Below are 21,702 nucleotides of genomic sequence, written 5' to 3' on the forward strand. Positions count from 1 at the left end.
TCGGCCGTCGAGGGTCCTCATCGAGTGGGATGGGAACAGCATGCCTCTTAGCGGCGAATACGAGCCGAGCCCGGAGAAGTGGGTCAGCGACCAGGTCGCGTTGTACGAGGGCTCCGGGGGCGCCGAGGGCACGACGCTCCGGGGCGTGCCGGTGGTCGTCCTCACCAGCCTGGGGGCCAAGAGCGGGAAGATCCGCAAGAACCCGCTGATGCGGGTGGAACACGAGGGGACGTACGCCCTGGTGGCCTCGCAGGGCGGCGCGCCCAAGAATCCGACCTGGTACCACAACCTGGTCGCGCATCCGCGGGTCGAGCTCCAGGACGGCGGCGTGCGCCAGGACATGACGGCCCGCGAGGTCGAGGGCGCGGAGCGGGAGCTGTGGTGGTCCCGCGCGGTCGAGGTCTGGCCGGACTACGCCGAATACCAGACGAAGACGGACCGGGTGATCCCTGTCTTCGTGTTGGAGCCGGAGACCGCCGGCCGTTGACCCCGAACGGCTCGGGCGGGGCCCGGACGGTCAGAAACCGCCCACCCGCCCGAGCCCTTCGGCCGGGACGGCAGCTCCAGTGCGCGACATGACACGACGCGACATGGCACGAACGGAGAACCCGGCCGAAGCGGGCGAACCACTCGGACGAGGTCCTGCCGCCGCTCAAGCGTGCCGTCGGTGGGGTGGCGGCCGTCGACGTCAGCGGGGCCGTCGGGGCCTGGAGCCCCTCGTACCTCAGGAAGGCAGTCGAGCGGTACACCGACGGGTCGGCCCCCGAGCCGACGGGTGACGCGAAGGGGATCGGTGACGTCGTGGCCGAGCTCCCGGGCGACCGCCACGGGCCGGCCCGGCCCGGATCCGACCCCGTAGGCGGTGCGTTCGGCGTCCACGGGTCAGTCCGCCGACGCCCGACAGCCGCAGGGCCGTTGTCGCCCCCGGCACCACACCATCCTCACCGTCAGATGGCGGTCGGCCGCGGCCCTGGAGATCACGACCCCGGCCTCGGTCGCGAGATCGATGCCGAACCCGACCTCCACCTCGGCCGGCCCCGCCTCGCGCAACCGGGCCAGTACGGTGCTCGCCGTCGCGGTGACCGGGCCCAGCACCGTGGACAGCCCCACCGGTAGATCGCGTCACCGGCCCGGCCCGCCTTCACCGGCCCGGCCGCACCGTCCACAGCCTCGACGAGGATGGATCCACCGCCGTCGAGCGGGACCCGGACAAGCTGCTGACCCATGTCTGCACGGCCCAGCCTTCGCCGCGCAGCGCGGGTGTCAACGCCCTGGCCGCGAGCACCCGCCATGGAGCTGATGGACAGTCAGATTTCCTGCCGAGCCTGCCGAGCCTGACGATCGCACGTTCAAGGCCACATTCCGAACCGTCACCGGCCGCATTCCGGAACGTCGATCGCCCTGCCGCCGTATGCGCCGGCCCGAGGCACTGGGCGTCCGCATCCGACCACGGTGGACGGCTTGGGCCAATGCCGGTTCAGGCCAGCACGGACCCCTAGTTGGGCCACTGGTCAGAGGGCAGGATCGTACCCAACGGCAGCGACAAGCAGCCGAAAGGAACCGGGGCAGCGTCATCGCGGGACGCACCGGATCCGGACCACCTCCCGTCGCGCGTGTGTTCCGAAGGAGCCCTGCCATGATCCGCACCCGCATCGCGAAGGCCGCCGCGGTCGCCGCCCTCGTCACCCCGCTCGTCACCGCCACCCCGCTTCCGACGCCGCCCCTTGTGAGCATCGACACCATGGGCCGGCAGTAGCAGCCCACTTCGGGCCCACCCGCACGTCACCGGCCCGGGCGCCGCGTCCGTCGCCGTGACGGCGCCGCGCGGCCGGGGCGGTCGCCGGACCGGGGCGTTCTCACTCTGCTCTCACGTGTTGCACACCGGGCTCGTCCATGCCCTGTCCGGCGCACGGTCGAGGCGAATTCCCTCAGTGCCCTCGAGACCTGTCGTGGCCCGGATCTCTGGCGACGACACATCCGACCCGCGAACGAAGGAAACGTTTCACGATGAAGAAGGCTGTGCGCAATGCCCTGCAACTCCTCGTGGTGAGTGCGGTGCTGGCCGGCGGGGCGATGGCCGCGACGAGCCCCGCGCACGCGACCCTGCCCGATGTGTCCTGCGGCACGATCACCTCCGCCGACACCACCGCCGCCGCCCAACTGAACCAACAGCTCACCGGCAGCCTGCGGAACGCGATGAACGCGTACCGGATGTCCTGCGCCCGGGCCATCGTCAACACCGTGCGGGCCAACGGACTACCGCAGCAGGCCGAGGTCATCGCGATCACCACGGCGATCGTGGAATCCACCCTGCGGAACAACCCGAACATGGAGGACCACGACAGTGTCGGCCTGTTCCAGCAGCGGGCCTCGTGGGGCACCACCGCGCAGCGGCTCGATCCGGCGACGACGACCCGCAAGTTCATCAGCGCGATGCTCTCGACGTATCCGAACAACACTTGGCAGAGCAAGCCGATCGGCGAGGTCTGCCAAGGCGTCCAGCAGTCGGCCTATCCCGACCTCTACCAGGTTCAGGCGGCCGACGCGCAGAAGATCGTCAACGCCATCGGCCAGAGCCCCGCAACTCCGGTGGGGATGACGGGTTTTGCGTCGGCTGACTTCAATGGTGACGGGAAGACCGACCTGGCGGCGGTGGACGCGGCGACGGGGAAGATGTATCTGTACCCGGGGACCGGTGTCGGTACGTTCGGTGAGCGGAGTCTGATCGGTACCGGTTGGGACACGGTCAGCAACGTGACACCGGGTGACTTCAACGGTGACGGGAAGATCGACCTCGCCGCGGTGAACACCGCCAACGGGAATCTGTACATCTACCCGGGCAATGGCGCCGGCGCGTTCGGCACGCCGTGGTCGGCAGGCACCGGCTGGAACAACCTGGACCACCTCACCGGCGGTGACTTCAACGGTGACGGTAAGTCGGATATCGCCGCGGTCGGCACTGGCGACGGGAATCTGTACGTCTATCCGGGCAACGGCGCCGGTTCCTTCGCGGCGCCGATCAACGCCGGTACCGGCTGGAACACCCTGGGCAAGTTCGCCGGCGGTGACTTCAATGGTGACGGTAAGTCGGACATCGCGGCAGTCGGTACTGCTGACGGGAATCTGTACGTCTATCCGGGCAACGGCGCCGGTTCCTTCGCGGCGCCGATCAACGCCGGTACCGGCTGGAACATCATGCGCGACCTCATCGGCGGCGACTTCAACGCCGATGGCAGGACCGACCTCGCCGCCGTCCAGGCCCCCCAGGGATCGACCGGGGACATGTACTTCTACCCCGGCACCGGTCAGAGCACCTTCGGCAACCGCACCAACATCGGCACCGACTGGTAGACCCTGAGTTCCGCTCCCGCTCTGAGCTTGGCGTTTATCGTCGCAGGTCACTCGACCTGCGACGATGAACGCCAAGCTCAGAGCTCGGGGAGCGGGCAGCCCCGGCCGCTGCCGATCAGCTTGTTGACGATGCTCAGCGCGTCCTCGTGGCGGAACAGCACGGCGTACGGCAGTGCCGCCGCCGAGTGCCGTCGGACCAGTGTGGTCTGGTCCTCGGGAAGTTCCGGGTCCGCGACCAGCTCTGCCTGTGCGAGCAGTTCGGGTTGGTCGGTGCGGACCAGCTCCGCAGCGCAGAACCGTTCGAGTTGGTCCGGCCACGCCACGGCGACGCTCGGGCGCGGCCCGGGGGCAGCCGCCGGGGTCGCCAGCCAGGCCCGCACCGGGTCGTCGGAGGGGACGCGGCCGGGTTCGAAGAACGACCAGAACGTTCCCGGCCACATGGCGGAGGCGCGGTAGGCGGTGATCGACACATGGCTGCCCGTGGTCAGGTCGACTGCCAGGTGCACCGGTACGCCTTCCTCGTACCAGTGCGCTCCGTACTCACAGACGGCGAAGCGACGTCCGTCGTGGTCGAGGAGTACGAACGAGGTGTTACGGCGGCGCTCGGTGGCCAGGTCATGCCGTGTCACTAGGACGTCCAGCAACTCCTGGTGCCGTTCCGGTAGTTCCTCGCGGGAGAGGTCGAGCACGGGAGCCTCCAGGTCGACTGTTCGGCAGATCGGGTTCCCACTCTGCCCGTCCGGGGGCGATGAGGTGTGCGAATTCGATGTTTCGGGACGTCCCGTCTCGGCTGATCCGGTCCGAGCGCCCGGCGGTGGCCAGGTGGCGAACCGGCCGGTGGGGCGGCCGCTGTTCGGGCGGTGTCGGCGCCCGAGGCCGTGGGTTGTCCTGAGGTCCCCGGTGACCGGCGCGACGACTGACGGCGGGTCATCGCAACTCCCGGGCAGTGAGGCGGAGTTCCTCTGCTGCCGGTCTGCCGAGGCCCTGACCCGCCGTCGAGGGATCACCGCTGGCGGAGGCCGGCCTGATGGTCGATCCACGGGCCGATCGAGGCGGCGCCGTCCGTCAGGATGCCGAGGTGGTTGTCATGTGCCACGGTCTGGAAGGTGTCGTCGGCCGGGCGGCCGGCTTGTGCCGCGTAGGCGATCACCCGGGCCGGGTTGAACACCTCGTCCTGGGCGCCGATCCACACGCCGAGCGGCTTGGTCAGGCCGCGCAGCACGGCGGCGCTGTCGTCGGCGTTCTGCGCCAGTGCCATGTTCACCGTGTAGCGCGGGACCAGCTTCGCTGACTGGACCTCCTGGGACGTGTACGCGAACCCGAGCGCCGGGGTGTGTCCGTCGAGCACGTGGTTGCTGACCGCGTTGACCACGAAGGCGCGCTGGCAGACGGTGGCGAAGTTCGAGCCGCCGCTCACCTGTTCGGTGTCGGAGTGCAGGCCGAAGTCCGGGGCGAGGAGGACGTAGCCGGCTACCTGGTCGTCGATCCGGTCGAGGCTGTTGAGTACCAGGCCGGCGCCGGCCGAGTGGCCGCCGACGAAGAGCGGCAGTTTCGGCTGCTGCCGGTGCACGAAGTCGACCATGGTCCGGGTGTCCTGCCAGACCTGTTCCGGCGTCGGCGCGTCACCGCGCGGGCCGCCGGAGGCGCCGTGGCCCCGAATGTCCACCAGGTACGTCGCGATGTGGTGGTCGTCGGCGAGTTCGCGGCCGAGCGGGAGGTACCCGGCCGCGCTGTTGGCGCCCGAGCCGTGGTAGAACACCAGGCTCGCGACCGGGTCGGCGGGGAGGTACGCGTGGTACGCGAGCGGCACCCCGTCGGTCGCGGCGACCCGCCCGGTCGGGTCGGCGTTCGTGGCTGCGGTGGTCTGGTCCTGCTGCAATCCGCCCACCGCGGGCGTGGGGAAGGCGCAGGGCATCAGCGCGGCGGCGGCGCCCGCACCGGTCAGCACGCCCAGCGCGGCGACGGTGACACCCAGCACGCCCAGCGCCCCCACCCATCGGCGCAGCAGCGGCGCCCGACCGGCTGCTGTGCGCTGTGTCGCGGGCCCGTCCGCGGCGCCCTGCTCCAGCCAGCGGCGGACCGCAGGTTTGCGCAGCCGCCCGTAGGCCAGCAGCGGCAGGACGAGTCCGGCCGCCGGCAGCGCGCTGCCGAACCGGAGGGCCTGGTAGACCCGGATCGCCGCGAGCAGCCCGAGCAGCACCAGTAACCGGCCGAACAGCCGTGTTCCGGGCCGGCGCAGCCGCCAGACCGTCCACCAGCAGCCGAGGCCGAAGACGGCCAGCAACACGCCGAAACCCCGGGTGGTGGCCGGGTAGGTCGGGTTCTGTTCCAGTAGGCCGTTGAGTACGGTGGCGACGCCCGTGAAGAGCAGCAGCATCCGGATCACGGTCACGTCGCGTGGTCGCCGCCCGGGCAGGTCGCGGTCAGCGGACATCGTCGGACTCGCTGGAGGCGCCGAGTTGTTCGGCGATCAGGGCCTGGGCCTGGTCGCACCAGGCGAGTTCCGCGTCGGCCAGGGCGATCGTGTGGGCACGGACCAGCCAGGTGGCCGGGACGGTGTCGGCGCTGCGCTCGGTCTGTTCGGGCCATTGGGCGCCGGGCACGGTCGCCGTGGCCTGATCGCGGCGCCCGCGTGCCTCGTCGCGGCGCTGCTCGATCAGCCGCAACATCGCCCGTGGACCGGCGTGGTCGCTGAACAACAGCTTGACCATGCCCTCGTCGCGCCGCTGCGCCGGCTGGGCCGGGAGGCTGAGCCAGCCGTCCAGGGCTGTCGCGCCCTGCTCGGTCAGCTGCCAGACGGTCTGCCTGCCCCGCTCGGCGGCCGGCTCGTCCGCGGCGATCAGGCCGTTCGCCTCCAGGTGCTTCAGTTGCGGGTAGAGCTGGCCGTAGCTCACACCCCAGAAGTGTCCGACGGAGCGCTGCACGGCCTGCCGCAGCTGGTAGCCGTTGCGGGAGCTGAGCGACAGGAAGCCGAGCACCGTCCATCCCGTGGGCGTGAGCTTCGGCAGTCCGATGTCGGCGGCGTGAGGATCCTCGCTATATCTTCCAGATAGGGTCATGGGGCGAACGTACCATTCCCGCGGACCCTCGGGGCGGCGGCCGATCCCGGCCACCCGGAGTCAGCAGTTGAGGCAGGAACAGGGGCGGCGGACACGAGAGCAGGTGCTCGATCCTGATGGTCCGGTGGGCAACGGAATCGGCTTGTGTGGGCCTGCCATCGGCTGGGAGGCTCAGAATCATGATCGACAAGCACGTCGGAGCAGCGGAGACCACGGACGGCGCCTGGTGGCTGCGGGGCGTACCCGCGGCCGAACTGCCCTGCGGCCAGCGGCCGGAGTGGGCCGAGTTCGCCGAATCGGCCCTCTCCCGCGCCGAATCGGCCCTCTCCCGCGCCGAGTCGGCGCCGCGCGTGCCGACCGGGGAGCTGCCGGGCATCACCGGCTTCGCGGCCGTGCTGGCGCCCTTCGCCGAGCTGGCCGGAGTGCGACTCCCGACCGCCCTGCTGGACGCCGTGGCCGACCTCCGGGCCATCCGGGCGGACTTCGTCCGACAGCTCGCCGGTGCGCTGGCCCGACTGGCCGCCCGCACCCTCGTGCTGGAGCTCAACGTCGCGAGGGTGACGGGCCGCCTCGACGGCGCGGCACCATCAGACCGGTTCCGGAGCTTCCTGCTTCTGGCCGGACGTCAGGACGGGCTGTCCGCGCTGCTGGGCGAGTACCCGGTGCTCGCCCGCCTCCTGGCGCAGGCCTGCCGCCACGGCGGTTCGGCGTTGGCGGAACTGCTCGACCGGTTCGCCGCCGACCGGGCCGACATCGTCGCCACCCTGCTGGCCGGCGCCGACCCCGGGCGGTTGGTCGCGGTCGAACGGACCACGGGCGACGGGCACCGCCGTGGGCGCAGCGTCGCGGTGCTGCGGTTCGCCGACGGTACCCGGGTGGTGTACAAGCCGAGATCGCTGCGCGTGCACGGGCGCTTCAACGAGCTGGTCGGCTGGTTCAACGCGCGGCCCGGTACACCGGGGCTGCGGGTCCTCGCTCTGCTGGAGCGTGACGGGTACGGCTGGGTGGAGTTCGTCGCGCCCGGCTCCTGCACGGCGGAGCGGCAGTTGGAGCGGTTCTACCTCCGGCAGGGGGCGTGGCTGGCGCTGCTGTACGCACTGGACGGCACCGACCTGCACTTCGAGAACCTGATCGCCTGCGAGGACGAACCCGTCCTGGTCGACGTCGAGACCCTCTTCCATCCGTGCGTCCCGGCCGACTCGCAGGAGGATCCGGCGGCTCGCGCGCTGGAGTCCTCGGTGTACCGCAGCGGCCTGCTGCCGCGTCTGTTGCTCGGCGACGAGACGGCGGTCGACGTCTCTGGCCTGGGCGGTGACGCGGGGCGCCGCTCACCGGTGGAGGGTGTGGACTGGGCGGCCGGCGGTACGGACGAGATGAGACTGGTCCGCCGGGCCGGAGAGATCACCGGCGCCGGGAACCGCCCCCTGCTCGACGGAGCCGAAGCGGACCCGGCCGGGTACACCGAGGCCCTCGTCGCAGGCTTCCGCGCCGGATACCGCGCGATCGAGGCCGGCCGGGACGAACTCGTGGGACCACAGGGCCTGTTGCGCGGGTTCGCGGAGGACGAGGTGCGCGTGGTGGCCCGGGCCAGCCTCGTCTACGCGACGCTGCTCGACGAGTCGACCCACCCCGACGTCCTGCGGGACGCGGCGGACCGGGACGAGATCCTGAGCCTCCTGGGGACGGACGCGCTCGAAGCCTCCGGTTGGCCCGCGCTGCTCGATGAGGAGATCGCCGAACTGTGGGACGGCGACATCCCGTTGTTCACCACCCGGCCGGGTTCGTCGGACCTCTGGAGCGGCACGGGTCGCCGGCTGCCCGGCGTACTCGACCGGCCGGGTCTGGACCGGGTGTCGGACAAGATCCGGGCGATGGGCCGAACGGACCGCGACGAGCAGGAGTGGATAGTCCGGGCGGCGATGGCCGGCAGGTCCACCGCCTCCGCCCACGGCGTCGGCGCCCCGCCCGGGCTTCCTCCCCGGCCCGCCCGCGGATCCGCCCTGGATCCGGCACGGCTGCTTGCCGCCGCCCGGGGCATCGGCGACCAGCTGGTGGACAGGGCGAAGCAAAGCGGGACGCGCATCAACTGGCTCGGGCTCGAACTCCTCGCGGACCGGTACTGGCGGGTCGGACCGTCCGGTGCCGACCTGGGCGCCGGCTACCCGGGGGTGGCGCTCTTCCTGGCGCAACTCGCCGGCCTCACCGGCGAGGCGCGCTACGCGGAGGTGGCCCGCCGTGCTCTGCGGCCGCTGCCCCGCCTGCTGGAGCGGCTTGCGGAGCACCCGGAGGAACTCGGTGTCGTCGGGTCCGGGGCCTTCGCCGGTCTGGGCGGTATCGCCTACGGCCTCACCCAGGTGTCCACCACCCTGGACGACGCCGAGATCCGCAGCTGGATCGGACCGGCCGTGGCCCTCACCACCGCTGCGGCCCGGGCCGAGGACGCGTCCGGTGTCTTCGACGGCACCGCCGGCGGCCTGGCGGCCCTGCTCTCGGTGCACGCGGCCACCGGCTCCGCCGAAGCCTGGCAGGGTGCGCAGCTGTGCGCGGCCCGCCTCGCCGATCGTCCCCTCCCCGCCGCCCCCGGCTTCGGTACCGGATCGGCGGGCATCGGCTGGGCTCTGCTCAGGTTCGCGGCGGAAGGCGGCGGCGCCAGGTACGAGCAGGCGGGGCTGGCCGCCCTGCGGGCGGCGGTCGGGCAGGACCTGGACCACTCCTGGTGCACGGGCCTGCCGGGCATCGCGTTGGCGGCCTCCGACAGCGCAGCCGGGCCGACGGAGCTCGTCGACAGCGCGGTCAGGGTGCTCGCGCTGGGTGACCCACTGCCCAACCACAGTCTCTGCCACGGTGAACTCGGCGCCCTCGAACTGCTCACCGGTACGGCCGAGCACTCCGTTGGGCACACCGTGCGGAACCGGCGCGCGGGCGCGCTGCTGGAGACGCTCGACCGGAGCGGACCGCGCTGCGGCACCCCTGGAGGGCTCGGCACACCCGGCCTGCTGACCGGGCTCGCCGGTATCGGACACGGTCTGCTGCGGCTCGCCGCCCCCGAACGAACAGCTTCGGCGCTGCTGCAGCCGCCGATCACGCCCCGGTCGTCATCGTGGACGCCGTGGCCTCAGGAAAGGAACGGCCGAACACCATGAACACCCCCGATCTGGTCCGCCAGTGGAAGCAGCCCGGCATGCGGCAGGGCGAAGCCGTGGATCACCCCGCCGGGGAGATCAGGCTCCGGGCGGCCGGCGGGCTTGCCCGTCGCACCGCTCTGCTCGCCGCGCACGACGGCGTGCGGTTCTCCCACCAGTTCCCGACGATGACCTTCACCGGCGGCCCCGAGGTGAGCCGGTAGCCGGCATCCGCCGACCGGCAGCCGGTGCCTCCGACAGGGTCGCACCGGCTGCCGGGTGTGAGAAACCCCCCTTGATCCATTCCTGTCGGACCGTCACAACCCTCCAGTAACCTGCGCGGTATGCGTACAACCTCGTCGGTCACCATCGGCCGGGAAGCCGAACTTTCCCAGCTCAGCGGCGCCTTGACGGCGCTCCGAGAGAGGGCGGGTCGTGCCGTGTTCCTGCTGGGAGATGCCGGGATCGGCAAGTCCCGGCTGCTCGGCGACTGCTGCGGCCAGGCCGCCGACCTGGGCCTGCCGGTCCTGCGCGGCCGGGGCAGCCCGACGAGCGCGGGAACCCCCTTCCGCCCGCTCGTCGAGGCGCTGTCGTCCCGTTTCCGGACCAGCGGGCCGCCCGAGGACGCGGAGCTCGAACCCTACCGTCCGGCCCTGGCCCGGGTCGTTCCGGAATGGCGGCACACCACCGTCCCCGGCTACCCCGAGAGCGTGGTCGAACTCGCCGAGGCGCTGCTGCGCCTGCTCGCCGTCCTCGGGCGGGGGACGGGCATGGTGCTGGCGCTGGAGGACCTGCACGACGCGGACACCGAGACGATCGCCGTCGTCGAGTACCTCGTCGACAACATCGCCGGACTGCCGGTGCTGCTGCTGGCCACGCTGCGCCCCGAACCCGGGGCCGCCTTCGACCTGGCCCGCGCGGCCGAACGGCGCCGGACGGCTTCCCTTCTCCCACTGCGCCCACTGGCCGCGCCGGACGTCCGCGCGATCGCCGGCGGCTGCCTCGCCGTTCCCGTCGACGAGGTACCGGTGGCCGTGGCCGACCGGTTGGCCGAGGGCGGCGACGGGAACCCGTACCTGATCGAGGAACTGTTGAAGGAGATGGTCGGCTCCGGGGCGCTCCGCCTGGAGGCCGACGGCTGGCACGTGGTCCGCGACCTCTCCGCGACCGTTCCGGAGAGCGTCGTCCAGAGCTACGGGCACCGGATCGATCTGCTGGACCCCGCGCTGCGGGAACTCCTGCTGATCGGGGCCACCCTGGGCGCCCGCTTCTCGGTCGGCACGCTCCGGCTCATCACCGGGCACGACGAACAGACCCTCTTCGCCCATCTCAGGTCCGGCGTCGAGGCAGGCCTGCTCGTCCCCGACTGGGCCGGTACGGACCAGTACGCGTTCCGGCATGCGCTCACCGCCGAGGCGCTGCTGGCGAACCTCCCCCGGGCGGAGCGCGCGGCCATCGCCCGCCAGGCCGCCACGTCGCTGCTGGAGGCCGATCCCGAGCTGACCGACGGCCGGTGTCAGGTGGTCGCGGGGCTCCGTCTCGCCGCCGGGGACGAGGCCGCGGCGGCGCTGGCGTACGCGGAGGCGGGCCGACGGGCGCTGGCCGACGGCACGTCGGGGTCGGCGGTCCGGTTGCTGGAGCGCGCTCACGACCTCGCCGACCAGGCGGACCGGACCGACATCACGGAGGCGCTGCTGTCCGCCCTCGCCGAAGCCGGTCAACTCGACCGCGCCTTCGCCTCGGCGGACACCCTGCCGTCCGTCGGGGCGGGGTCTCTCGGCACCGACCGCAGGATAGCGCTGCACACCCGGCTCGCCTGGGCCGCCGTGATCGCGGAACGGAGCGCCGACACCATCGCGCACGTGGCGGCGGCCAGGGCGCTCCTCGACAGCTGCGCCGGCCCCGAGCAGACCGCCGCGCTGGCCGTGGTCGAGGGGCACCTCGCCCTGCTCCCGGGCCAGGGCGAGCGGATGGTCGACGCCGAGCGGTCGGCCCTGGAGGCGGCGGCGGTGGCGCAGCGCGAGGGGCTTCCGGTGGTCGCCTGCCAGGCCTGGCAGTTGCTCGCGCTGCTGGCCCGGGAGCGGGGCTTCGACGACGCGGACGAGTGCCTGCGGCGGATGCTGGCCGTCGCCGAGACCCACAGCCTGCCGGTCTGGCGCATCGAGGCCGCGCTGCGGCTCGGCGCCAACAGCTTCATGCGGACCGGTGACACCCGCACGCTCGAACAGGCGCGGGACGCCGCGCGAGGGCTGGGTGCCATCATGCTGACCCAGCGCGTGGAGGCACTGCTCGCGATGAACGCGGTGCTCACCGGGAACGGCGCGAAGGCGCGCGAGACCATCGACCGCTGCCTGGACGCCAGCGCGCGGATGAGCGACCTCGGGACCCACCGCTACCTGCTGCTCACCTCGGCGACGCTCGCCGCGCACGCGGGACGCCGCCGCGAGATGGAGCACGAGCTGCTGCTCTTCCGGCAGTCCGGTGGTGGTGAGTCCTTCCTGACCCCGGTGATGCTCGGCCTCTGTCGCACGATCTGCGCGCTGTTGGAGGAGGACCGGATCCAGGCGGTCACCGAACTCGCCGCCGCGGCGGCATGGGAGGAGCGGCACCCGAACGTCTTCTACCTCTCCGGACGGTACGGGCTGGGCCCCCTGCTGGACGTTCTCGCGGGCACCGCAGGCCGGGCCGAGTACGAAGCCGTGGCCGCCGCCCCGGCGGCGGGGCTGGTCTGGAACCGGCAGTTCCTGCTGCTGGCCCACGCGGTCCTGTTGGGCCGGGAGGGGCGGGCCGAGGAGGCCGCCCTGGCCGTCCGTAGGGCCGAGCAGAGTGCCGGGCTCTTCCCGATGGCCCATCACCTCGGACTGCGGCTGGTCGCCGAGGCGGCGATCGCCGACGGCTGGGGCGAGCCGGTGGCATGGCTGCGCACCTCCGAGGAGTACTTCCACGACCACGACATCCCCTCGGTGGCGGGCGCCTGTCGGGCCCTGTTGCGTCGCAGCGGCGCGACGGTCGCCCAGCGCCGCAGCGGGTGGGACCGGATCCCGGCCCAGCTGCGCGCGCAGGGCCTCACCGCTCGCGAGTACGAGATCCTCGCCCTGCTCGTGGAGCGGCCCGGCAACCAGGACATCGCCCGGCGGCTGTCCATCTCGCCGCGCACGGTGGAGAAGCACATGGCCACGCTGATCAGCAAGACCGGCAGTCCCGACCGTGCGGCGCTCTGCCGGTTGGCCATCGAGGTCTCCCCCCGTGCCTGACCCCGTGCCTGACCCCGCGACCGGCCTGCGGGTACCGGGCGATGAACGTCCCGGTCCGGGAACCTACGTGCCCGCCGGCCGGATTCGCCCGGTCGCCGACCGGAACCTACGTGGGCCGCCCCGATGCCGGGCCGGCGGATCGCCGGAAGGATCGGTGATGCAAACGGAGCAGAGCGGTCCGCCGCCGCCCCGCACCGCCGCTCCCCACCGCCGCAGGAGGCCCGCTGATGACAGGTACGAGAGCGACGCCGAGCGCGGTCCGCGACGAGGACTCCGACCTGCTCCCGGACCTCGTGGCGTCGGTCCTGCACCGGCTGGGTGCGCGCGGCTGGACGGTCGGTTCGCGGGAGTTCTGGTGCCACGTCGCTCCGGAGGGCCGCACCATCCCGGCGCAGGGGTGGAAGCTGCACCTCTCGGCGACCCCGCTGTCCGCGCCCATCGTCCTCCTCAAGGCAGCAGAGGTCCTGGTCGCCGGGCGGGCCTCGTTCAAGTTCGCCGGCACTCTCGACCGGGTGACCGAACTGGTCTCCGCGAGCTACGACCGGGGTGGCGGTGGCAAGTTCATCACCGTCTATCCGGATGACGACGACCACTTCCGCGCACTCGCCGAGGAGCTCCACCACGCCACCCGCGGGCTGCCCGGCCCGGGCATCCTCTCCGACCGGCCGTACCGCCCCGGCAGCCTGGTGCACTACCGCTACGGCGTCTTCACCGGCACGACGCAGCTCGGCAACGACGGCACCGTCGAGTCCCTGCTGCGCACCCCCGACGGCGCTCTGGTCAGGGACCTCCGCCTGGCGCGGTTCAAGCCACCGGCCTGGGCGCGGTCGCCGTGGCCGCAGCAGCGGCCGGAGCCCGGTCCGCAGCCGCAGCCGCAGTCGCAGCCCGGTTCGCAGCCGCAGGCGGCGAGCCGTCCGGCCGCCGTCCTTCTCGACGGCCGCTACGTGGTGCGCTCGGCCGTCCGGCACACCTACAAGGGCGGGGTGTACTACGGCACGGACCGGGAGACCGATCGGCAGGTCGTCATCAAGGAGGCCCGACGCCACGTCGGGTCGACCGTCGCCGGCACGGACGCCGGCGACCTGTTGCAGCACGAGGCGCGGATGCACGCGGCGCTGGCACCCCTGGGCGTGTGCCCGCAGGCGTTCGGCGTGTTCACCCAGGGGGGCAATCTCTACCTCGTCCAGGAACGCGTGGACGGAGAGAACCTGCGGGACTGGGTGGTGGCGAATCCCGCGCCGGTCAGCGCCGTCCTGCTGGACCTGGTCGAGCAGCTGGTGACGATCGTCGAGCGTGTGCACGCCGCCGGCCATGTGCTGCGGGACCTGAACCCGAACAACCTCATGCTCACCCGAGACGGGGCGCTGCGGCTGATCGACCTGGAGATGATCGTTCGACCGGGCGACCAGGTCCAGCGCGCCTACACCCCGGGGTATGCCGCGCCCGAGGTGGTGGCCGCGGAACACAGCGGCCCGGCGCCGGACTTCACCTCGGACCTGTTCAGTCTCGGCGCGGTCCTGTTCCACCTGGCGAGTGGCGCCGAGACGGTGCTCGCCGCGGACCGCCCGACAACCCGCACGAACGGCGAGCGTCTGGCCCTTCTGGTGTCCCGGGCCCTTGCCGACAACCCGGTCGCGCGGCCGTTCGCCCCCGCGATCCTCGGGCTGATGGCGGAGTCCGTCGATCAGCGGTGGAGCCTGGAGCGGCTGCGCGAGCTCCTGGCCGAACTGCGGTCCGGCCGGCCGGAGCTTCCCGGGGAACCGGCACGCCCGGTCCTTGCGGCGGACGTCGAGGAGCGGGTCCTGGCCGACGGGCTGACCCACCTGCTGGACACCATGACCCCGGCCGGGCAGCCGCGGCTGTGGCCCGCCGACGGGTTCGCCGCCCTCAACGACCCGCTCAACGTGCAGCACGGCGCCGCCGGGGTCCTGGCGGTGCTCACCGCGGCCGACGTCGCGCGGACGGACCCCCGGCTCAGGTCCGGGGTCGCCGAGGCGGCCGACTGGACGGCGGGCCGTCTGCGGCTGGACGAACCACAGCTCCCCGGCCTGTACTTCGGCCGCTCCGGCACCGCCTGGGCACTGCTGGACGCAGCCCGGCTGCTGGACGACGACAAGCTGGCCGACACCGCGGCACGCCTGGCCCGGGCGGTGCCGGTGCGCTGGCCGAACCCCGACGTCTGCCACGGCGCGGCCGGCGCGGGTCTGACACAGCTGCACTTCTGGCAGGCCACCGGCGAGCCGGACTTCCTGGCCCGGGCGGTCGAGGCCGCCGAGGGGCTGGTGGCCGCCGCCGAACCGGGCCGGTCCGGAACGCTCTGGCCCGTTCCGAAGGACTTCGACTCCGCGATGGCGGGAGCCAAGCACCTGGGATTCGCCCATGGCGTCGCCGGAATCGGCACCTTTCTCCTGCTGGCCGGCCAGGCCACCGGACGGGACGACTTCCTGGCACTCGCACAAAGCGCCGGTGACACCCTGGTGGCGGCAGCGCGGACCGGCGACGGTGCGGCCTGGTGGCCCGAGAGCGACCACGACGAGAACGCCCCCTTCCGTCCGCCCTACTGGTGCAGCGGATCCTCGGGAGTGGGGACCTTCCTGGTGAGGCTCTGGACCGCCACCGCCGACCAGCGCTACCGGAACCTGGCCGAACAGGCGGCAGCAGAGGTGTACCGCAGGAGGTGGCAGCTCTCTCCGGCGGCCTGCCACGGACTGGCGGGCAACGCGGAGTTCCTGCTGGACCTGGCCGCCGCCCTGGACGACCCGGACTACCGCCAGCGGGCGGCGGAACTCGTCGCCTGTGCCCACGCGCGCCACACGCTGCGCGACGGTCTCCTGCTCCTGCCCGACGAGTCGAACACCGAGGTGACGGCCGGTTACAGCGGTGGGACGGCCGGCATGCTGGCCGCACTGGTCCGGCTACGGCACGGCGGCACCCGGCTCTGGCTGCCCGACTCCCTCGCACTCTCCGTGCCGACGGACGAGCCGGTCGGGATCGAGGCCGGCGCATGGTGACCTGGACCCCGGCTCCGAGCCGCGCGCCCGAGTTGCCCGTGGTGCCCGCGCTGCCGGCCACCCGGACGAGTTTCGCCTTCTCCGCGACGGCCGAGCATGCTGCGTGCCTGACGACAGGCTCGCGGGGCGGCCTGGTGCCCGAGCACCGGTCGTTCGACGGGCCGTCGTCCCGGCGCCGGACGCTCGCGCTGGAGGAGTCCCTGCGGACCCAGCCGCTGCCGACCGAGGACGGGAGACTCCTGCTACTGCGTGGTGCGGCCGGCCGGCACGAACTCGTCCTGGCCGACCCGGAGACGGGGCGGGCCGGTGAGCGCCTCACCGTCGAGTGCCGCGCGCTGCGTCTGGTCGCCTCCGCCGAACCGGGCACCCTGGCGCTGGCGGTCCGCTCCGACAGCCCGGGCCGGTCGACGCTGTACCGGGTGCTCGACAGTCCGTTGCGGTGGGAGCCGGTCGCGGCCCTGCCCGGCACGGTCGGCCGCATCTGCGGGTTGGAGCACAGCGGACGGCTGCTCGGCGTGGCCCTGCGACACGAGAGCCGCTCCCGGACCGTACTCGTCGATCTCACCGACGGCAGCCACCACGACCTGCCCTGCGCGCCCGGCCGGGAAAGCGACGCCCTCCTGCTGGCAAGCCCGTCCTCCGGTCTGCTGCTGATGGCGACCGACACGCCACAGGGACGCCGGCTGGCGTGGAGATCCCTGGCCGATCCGGCCGGACTGCGCGCCCCCGAGCGGCTCAACACCATCGACGGCGCCGTCCTGCCACTGGCCTTCGACCCGGCCGGTGAGCGGGTGGCCCTGCGAGTGCTCCGCGGAGCCCGGGCCCGGCTGCTGGTCCACGACCTGCGCCAGGACCGGCTCACGGAGGTGCCGCTGGCGGCGGGGGCGGTCCAGCAGGTGGCCGGCTGGGGGCGCAGTGGCCTGCTGGTGCCGGTCTCCACGGCGGACCGCCCGGCCGAGATCGCGGTGCTCTCGCCCGAGGCCACGACGGAGTGGGCCCCAGCCGGAAGCCAGGCGGCGGGACGCTCGCGAGTCGAGCGGTTCTCCGGCCCCGCAGGGCAGTTCGAGGCCGTCTGCCAAGGCGACTGGCGCAGCGCCGACGCCGTACTGGTCGCCCTGCACGGCGGGCCCGAGGCGGCCTGGGACCTCGGATACGAGCCGGTGCTGCACCGGCTCGCCACCGCCGGCATCGCCGTCGTCGCCCCGAACCAGCGCGGCAGCACCGGCTACGGGGCCGCGCACGCCGAGGCCCTGCACGGCGCCTGGGGCGGACCCGACCTCGCCGACATCCGCGCCCTGGTCAGAGCCCTCGCCGCAGGGCGCCCCGGATCGGCGCCACCGCCCATGCTGTACGGGGTCAGCTACGGTGCCCATCTCGCCCTGCTGGCGGCTGCCGCGGACCCGCAGCTGTGGTCCCGCTGCGCCGTCGTCGCCCCCTTCCTGTCCGCCGCCCGGCTGCACGCTCAGGCGTCGCCCGCGGTCCGTGCGCTCATCGACCGGCTCGGCGGCCGGACCGAGGTCGAGGACGGACTGGGCCCCCGCGACCTGTGGACCCTCGCCGACCGGATCCGCACCCCACTGATGATCGTCCACGGCACGGACGACCGGACGATCCCGGTCGACCAGTCCCGGCAGCTGCGGCAACGGCTGCTCGACACCGGCCACAGCGAGGGCACCCACTTCCGCTACGCCGAAGTACCCGGCGGCGGACACTCCCCGCTGGAGAACCTCGCGGGCGCGCACCTGCGGGAGCAGCTGGTGGAGTTCCTCTCCCAGCGCCCCGGGAACGCGTGAGGACCGCTCGGGACCGCGGGACCAGAGACTCACGGCCATTCGGGCCGTGCGACGCCGGTACGGCCGGCGTCATCTGCGACGACCTTCAGGAAAGGGGGTGAACACGATGACCGTTGATGTCGATGCGCTGCAGGCGCTGGACGGGGAGGAGGAGGCCGCTGGTCTGCGGCCCTGCCAGAACACCTGTAGCTGGACCTGCACCTACACCGGCCAGTGATGTCGGGTCGGTCGGACGGTGAGTTTTCTGCCTGAAGGGAGGTGAACACGATGACCGTTGACGTCGATGCGCTGCAGGCGCTGGACGGGGAGGAGGAGGCCGCTGGTCTGCGGCCCTGCCAGAACACCTGTAGCTGGACCTGCACCTACACCGGCCAGTGACCAATGTGTGGCCGGGGCCCTGATCGGCCCCGGCCACCGGTCCCGATTGCCCTCCTGGAGGAGAGGATGACGACGTCGACAAGATCGGTCCCCCGCCTGCTGGCGGCGGCAGCCCTGGAGGCCCGGGGCTGGTTCGCCCTCGCCGTACTGGCGTCGATCACGGATGCGGCGGTGACGCTGGCGACCCCCGCCCTGCTGGCCCGGGCACTCGACGACGCCCTGGCCCACCGTCCGCTGACCGGGCCGGTATCGGCCCTGGCGGCGGCGTTCGCGGTGGCGACGGGGGTCGCGGTGGTGCACGTGGTGGCCGCGGGAACGAGTGGGGCGGCGGCCACCGGCTGGTTGCGCCGCGGCCTCGTCCACCGGGTGCTGGGCGCGGGACTCGCCGGGCAGCGCCGGCACGCTGCGGGGGATGTCACCGGCCGGCTGGTCGGGAGCTGCGCCGAGTCCGGGCACGCCGGTCTCACCGTGCTCGACACGGTCATGTCGGTGGCCACCTCGATCGTGGGCGTGGTGTCCCTGTGGCTGATCGACTGGCGACCCGCGGTGACCTTCCTGCTCGGCCTGCCGCCGGTGTACGTCGTCCTGCGGTTGTTCTTCCGCCGGAGTTCGTCGGCGCTCACGCGCTATCAGGAGTTGCAGGGACAGATCGCGGACCGGTTGATCGAGGCCTTGGGCGGCGTCCGGACGATCCGGGCGAGCGGCACCGTGGCAGCGGAGACGACCCGCGTGCTGGAGCCGCTGCCCGAGCTGTCGAAGACCGGCCTGCTGACGTGGCATCTGCAACGCGCCACCGCCTGGCAGATGGGCCTGCTGCTGCCGGCGATCGAGATCCTCGTCCTCGCCGTGAGCGGATACGGGGTGGTCGCCGGGCGGATCTCCTCGGGGGAGCTCGTCGCCGTCACGGGGTACGTCGCGATCGCCCTCGGACTTCTCCAACAGGTCGACGCGGTGGGTGAGTTGGCCCACTCGGTCGCGGCGGGCCGCCGGGTCGCCGAGGCCGTGGGCCAGCCCGTGACCCTGGCGGGGGAGCGGGGATCGGACGGATCCACCGCCGGATGTGCGGTCTCCTTCCGCGGGGTCCGCGTGCTCGCCGGGGACCGGGTGGTGCTCGACGGAATCGACCTGGAGATCCCGGCCGGAACGGCGCTGGCCGTGGTCGGGGCGTCGGGCGGGGGAAAGAGCAGCCTCGCCGCGCTGGTCGGGCGGCTCCACGACCCGGACCAGGGCGCGGTGCTGCTCGATGGCGTACCCGTGACGGAGTTCACGGCAGATGAACTCTCCCGTCGCGTGGCGTACGCCTTCGAACGGCCCGCGCTGTTCGACGACACCATCCGCGCCACGATCGCGCTCGCTCGTCCGGAGGCGACGCAGTCCGTGATCGAGGCCGCCGCGCGGGCCGCCGGCGCCGATGACTTCATCCGACGGCTTCCCGACGGATACGACACCCGCCTGGCGGTTGCTCCGCTGTCCGGCGGTGAGGCACAACGGCTCGGACTGGCGAGGGCGTTCGCCCAGGACAGCCGGGTGGTCGTGCTCGACGACGCGACGTCCAGCCTGGACACGGTGACCGAGGCGAGGGTGACGCAGGCGTTGCACAGCGCCTTCACCGGGCGGACCAGGATCATGGTCGCGCACCGCGCTTCCACGGCGGCCCGTGCGGATCTGGTGGCCTGGCTGGCGGACGGCCGGATCAGAGCCGTGGCGACCCATGCGGAGCTGTGGAGCGACCAGGAGTACCGGGCGCAGTTCGCCGCGGCTTCGGAGAGTGTGGAGGAGGAGACGTGTCCGATCCCGTGACCACGCGCCCCGGCTGGCGGATGCTGGGGCGCCATCTGCGCAGCCGCGGCGGCGTCGTCGCCGCGGTGCTGGCGCTGTCCGTGCTGGAGGCGTTGCCGGTTCTGCTGTCCGGGCTCCTGATAGCGCGGGCCCTGGACCGGGGATTCCTGGCCGGGCGCCCGCTGGTGGGCCTGGCCTGGCTGGCAGTGCTGGGCGTCGCCATGGTGCTCCGGGCTGCTGTGACCCGCCAACTCCTGCCCAGGCTGGGCGTGCTGGTCGAGCCGTTGCGGGACGCACTGGTGAGCTCGGTGGTCTCCGCCACGCTCCGGCGCGGGGTCGCCGGCACGGCCCGCTCCGACGGGGCGAGCGTGGCCCGGCTCACCGGACAGGTGGAGACCGTACGGGCACTGGTCTCCGCGCTGCTGCGCTCGGTCCGGCAGGTCGGCGTGTCACTGGTGATGGCCCTGGTGGGGTTGGCGGCCCTCGCTCTGCCGGTGGCGGCCATCGCCGGGGTGTCGGTGGTCCTCACGCTGGCGGCGTACATGCCGCTGCTGCGCGTCCTGAGCCGGCGTCGACGGGCCTTGCTGATCGCGGACGAGCGACTGGCCGCCGAGGCCGGTCAGACCCTGGCGGGCCTGCGTGATCTGGTGGCCGCCGGCGCGCGCGGTCGGGCTCGGGAGCGGCTGGACGTCCTGATCGGCGAGTGGGAAGCGGCGTCGCGGGCCGTCGCGCGGACCGGCGCGGTCAGTGCGCTGCTCGTCTCGGCGGGCGGAAAACTGCCGGTGCTGGCCGTGTTCGTGATGAGCCCGTGGCTGCTGGCCGGAGACGGACTGACGGTCGGCGCGCTGGTCGGCGCAGTCGGCTACCTGCTGACCACCATCGAGCCCACGCTGCGCTCGATGGTCGATGTCATCGGCTCCTGGGGAATCCAACTCCACACGGTGCTACAGCGGTTGGGCGAGGCCGATGTCCCGTCCGAACCGGCCGCGCGCCACCCCGCCCACCCGCCCGCCGAAGCCGGCCCGGCCGAGGCCGCCTCGGCCGGCGCCGACCTGGTCATCGACCGCCTGACCTTCGGTTACGGCCCGCACGCCGAGCCGGTCATCCGCGACCTCACGCTCGCCGTGCCCGCCGGCGCCGTGCTGGTCGTGGTGGGCCCCAGCGGCATCGGCAAGTCGACCCTGGCCAACCTGCTCGCCGGGTTGGCGACGCCCGGCGCCGGGCAGGTCCGGATCGGCGGCTTCCCCGTGGACCGGCTCGGCGAGGACTGGCTGCGCCGCCACGTCGTACTGATCCCCCAGGAGGCGTACATCTTCACCGGGACGCTCCGGGAGAACCTCTGCTACCTGCGCCCCGAGGCCGCGGACACCGAGCTCGCCCGGGCCGCGACCGCCGTCGGTGCCGACCGCCTGATCGGCCGGCTCGGCGGCCTGGACACCCGGCTCGGGGTGGGCGGGGCCGTTCTGTCGGCCGGCGAGCGGCAACTGCTGGCGCTGGTCCGGGCCTACGTCTCGGACGCTCGCGTGGTGCTGCTCGACGAGGCGACCTGCCACCTCGACCCGGGTGCGGAGGCGCGGGCGGAGCTGGCCTTCGCGCGGCGCTGCGGCACCGTGGTCGTCATCGCGCACCGGATGAGCTCGGCCCTGCGCGCCGACCGCATCCTGCTGATGGACGGCGACCGGACGCTGAGCGACACCCATCCGCACCTGCTCGCCGCCTCACCGCGCTACGCGGACCTCGTCGGCTACTGGACCGGCTCGCACGCGGACACGAGGGACCAGCACACCACGGCCTCGCCGGCGTGAGCGCTCGCCTCGCGTGCATCCGTGCGTCCGTGCGTCCGGGCGTCCGAACCACGGACCGGCAAGCGTTCTTGGCCGGCCCGCACCCGCTCTGAACTGCGCGTTCACCCCCACCCGTAGGCACGGGTGAGGGGGCGCCGAGGCGCCCCGCAG

The 21,702-nt window shown here is 72.9% G+C and carries 15 protein-coding genes; 11 read left to right on the plus strand and 4 right to left on the minus strand.

Annotation, left to right across the window (positions count from 1 at the left end; translation table 11 throughout):
- The first annotated feature begins 40 nt into the window (after positions 1-40).
- Entirely contained in the window at positions 41-487 is a 447-nt protein-coding gene (locus tag AB0P03_RS32465) for a nitroreductase family deazaflavin-dependent oxidoreductase (RefSeq protein WP_363586634.1), read from the plus strand.
- 395 nt (positions 488-882) lie between these two features.
- Here AB0P03_RS32465 and AB0P03_RS32470 read toward each other — a convergent pair whose 3' ends face one another.
- On the minus strand, positions 883-1,110 hold the full coding sequence (locus AB0P03_RS32470) for a CU044_2847 family protein (RefSeq protein ID WP_363632203.1): 228 nt from the start codon (positions 1,108-1,110) through the stop codon (positions 883-885).
- Between the two features lie 897 nt (positions 1,111-2,007).
- On the opposite strand from AB0P03_RS32470, the gene AB0P03_RS32475 reads away from it, so the two are divergent.
- Positions 2,008-3,351 carry a VCBS repeat-containing protein gene (locus AB0P03_RS32475; protein WP_363632204.1) on the plus strand — a complete coding sequence of 448 codons (1,344 nt, stop codon included), beginning with the start codon at positions 2,008-2,010 and terminating at the stop codon, positions 3,349-3,351.
- Between the two features lie 77 nt (positions 3,352-3,428).
- Here AB0P03_RS32475 and AB0P03_RS32480 read toward each other — a convergent pair whose 3' ends face one another.
- From AB0P03_RS32480 to AB0P03_RS32490, 3 genes are all read right to left on the minus strand, one after another.
- A complete protein-coding gene (locus AB0P03_RS32480; RefSeq protein ID WP_363586631.1) occupies positions 3,429-4,040 on the minus strand; it encodes a hypothetical protein in 612 nt (203 codons plus the stop codon).
- A gap of 314 nt (positions 4,041-4,354) precedes the next feature.
- On the minus strand, positions 4,355-5,785 hold the full coding sequence (locus tag AB0P03_RS32485; RefSeq protein WP_363632205.1) for an alpha/beta fold hydrolase: 1,431 nt from the start codon (positions 5,783-5,785) through the stop codon (positions 4,355-4,357).
- On the minus strand, positions 5,775-6,410 hold the full coding sequence (locus AB0P03_RS32490; RefSeq protein WP_363586629.1) for a PadR family transcriptional regulator: 636 nt from the start codon (positions 6,408-6,410) through the stop codon (positions 5,775-5,777). The genes AB0P03_RS32485 and AB0P03_RS32490 overlap by 11 nt, the downstream gene beginning before the upstream one ends.
- Positions 6,411-6,589: 179 nt before the next feature.
- On the opposite strand from AB0P03_RS32490, the gene AB0P03_RS32495 reads away from it, so the two are divergent.
- From AB0P03_RS32495 to AB0P03_RS32535, 9 genes are all read left to right on the plus strand, one after another.
- A complete protein-coding gene (locus AB0P03_RS32495; protein WP_363632207.1) occupies positions 6,590-9,553 on the plus strand; it encodes a type 2 lanthipeptide synthetase LanM family protein in 2,964 nt (987 codons plus the stop codon).
- Positions 9,550-9,756, plus strand: coding sequence for a hypothetical protein (locus AB0P03_RS32500; protein ID WP_363586627.1), 207 nt, complete (start codon positions 9,550-9,552; stop codon positions 9,754-9,756). The genes AB0P03_RS32495 and AB0P03_RS32500 overlap by 4 nt, the downstream gene beginning before the upstream one ends.
- Positions 9,757-9,876: 120 nt before the next feature.
- On the plus strand, positions 9,877-12,786 hold the full coding sequence (locus AB0P03_RS32505; RefSeq protein WP_363586626.1) for an AAA family ATPase: 2,910 nt from the start codon (positions 9,877-9,879) through the stop codon (positions 12,784-12,786).
- A 227-nt stretch (positions 12,787-13,013) separates the two neighbouring features.
- Positions 13,014-15,797, plus strand: a complete 2,784-nt coding sequence (lanL, locus tag AB0P03_RS32510) for a class IV lanthionine synthetase LanL (protein ID WP_363632208.1) — start codon at positions 13,014-13,016, stop codon at positions 15,795-15,797.
- Entirely contained in the window at positions 15,791-17,590 is a 1,800-nt protein-coding gene (locus AB0P03_RS32515) for a prolyl oligopeptidase family serine peptidase (protein WP_363632210.1), read from the plus strand. The genes lanL and AB0P03_RS32515 overlap by 7 nt, the downstream gene beginning before the upstream one ends.
- A 106-nt stretch (positions 17,591-17,696) precedes the next feature.
- On the plus strand, positions 17,697-17,807 hold the full coding sequence (locus tag AB0P03_RS32520; protein ID WP_363586623.1) for an ALQxL family class IV lanthipeptide: 111 nt from the start codon (positions 17,697-17,699) through the stop codon (positions 17,805-17,807).
- Between the two features lie 50 nt (positions 17,808-17,857).
- Positions 17,858-17,968, plus strand: a complete 111-nt coding sequence (locus AB0P03_RS32525) for an ALQxL family class IV lanthipeptide (protein WP_363586623.1) — start codon at positions 17,858-17,860, stop codon at positions 17,966-17,968.
- A 66-nt stretch (positions 17,969-18,034) separates the two neighbouring features.
- Positions 18,035-19,768, plus strand: a complete 1,734-nt coding sequence (locus AB0P03_RS32530; RefSeq protein ID WP_363632212.1) for an ABC transporter ATP-binding protein — start codon at positions 18,035-18,037, stop codon at positions 19,766-19,768.
- Positions 19,753-21,552, plus strand: coding sequence for an ABC transporter ATP-binding protein (locus AB0P03_RS32535; RefSeq protein WP_363632213.1), 1,800 nt, complete (start codon positions 19,753-19,755; stop codon positions 21,550-21,552). The genes AB0P03_RS32530 and AB0P03_RS32535 overlap by 16 nt, the downstream gene beginning before the upstream one ends.
- Positions 21,553-21,702: the final 150 nt, after the last annotated feature.

It is taken from the genome of Kitasatospora sp. NPDC088779 (assembly GCF_040685395.1).
In the GTDB taxonomy this organism is placed as follows: Bacteria; Actinomycetota; Actinomycetes; order Streptomycetales; family Streptomycetaceae; genus Kitasatospora.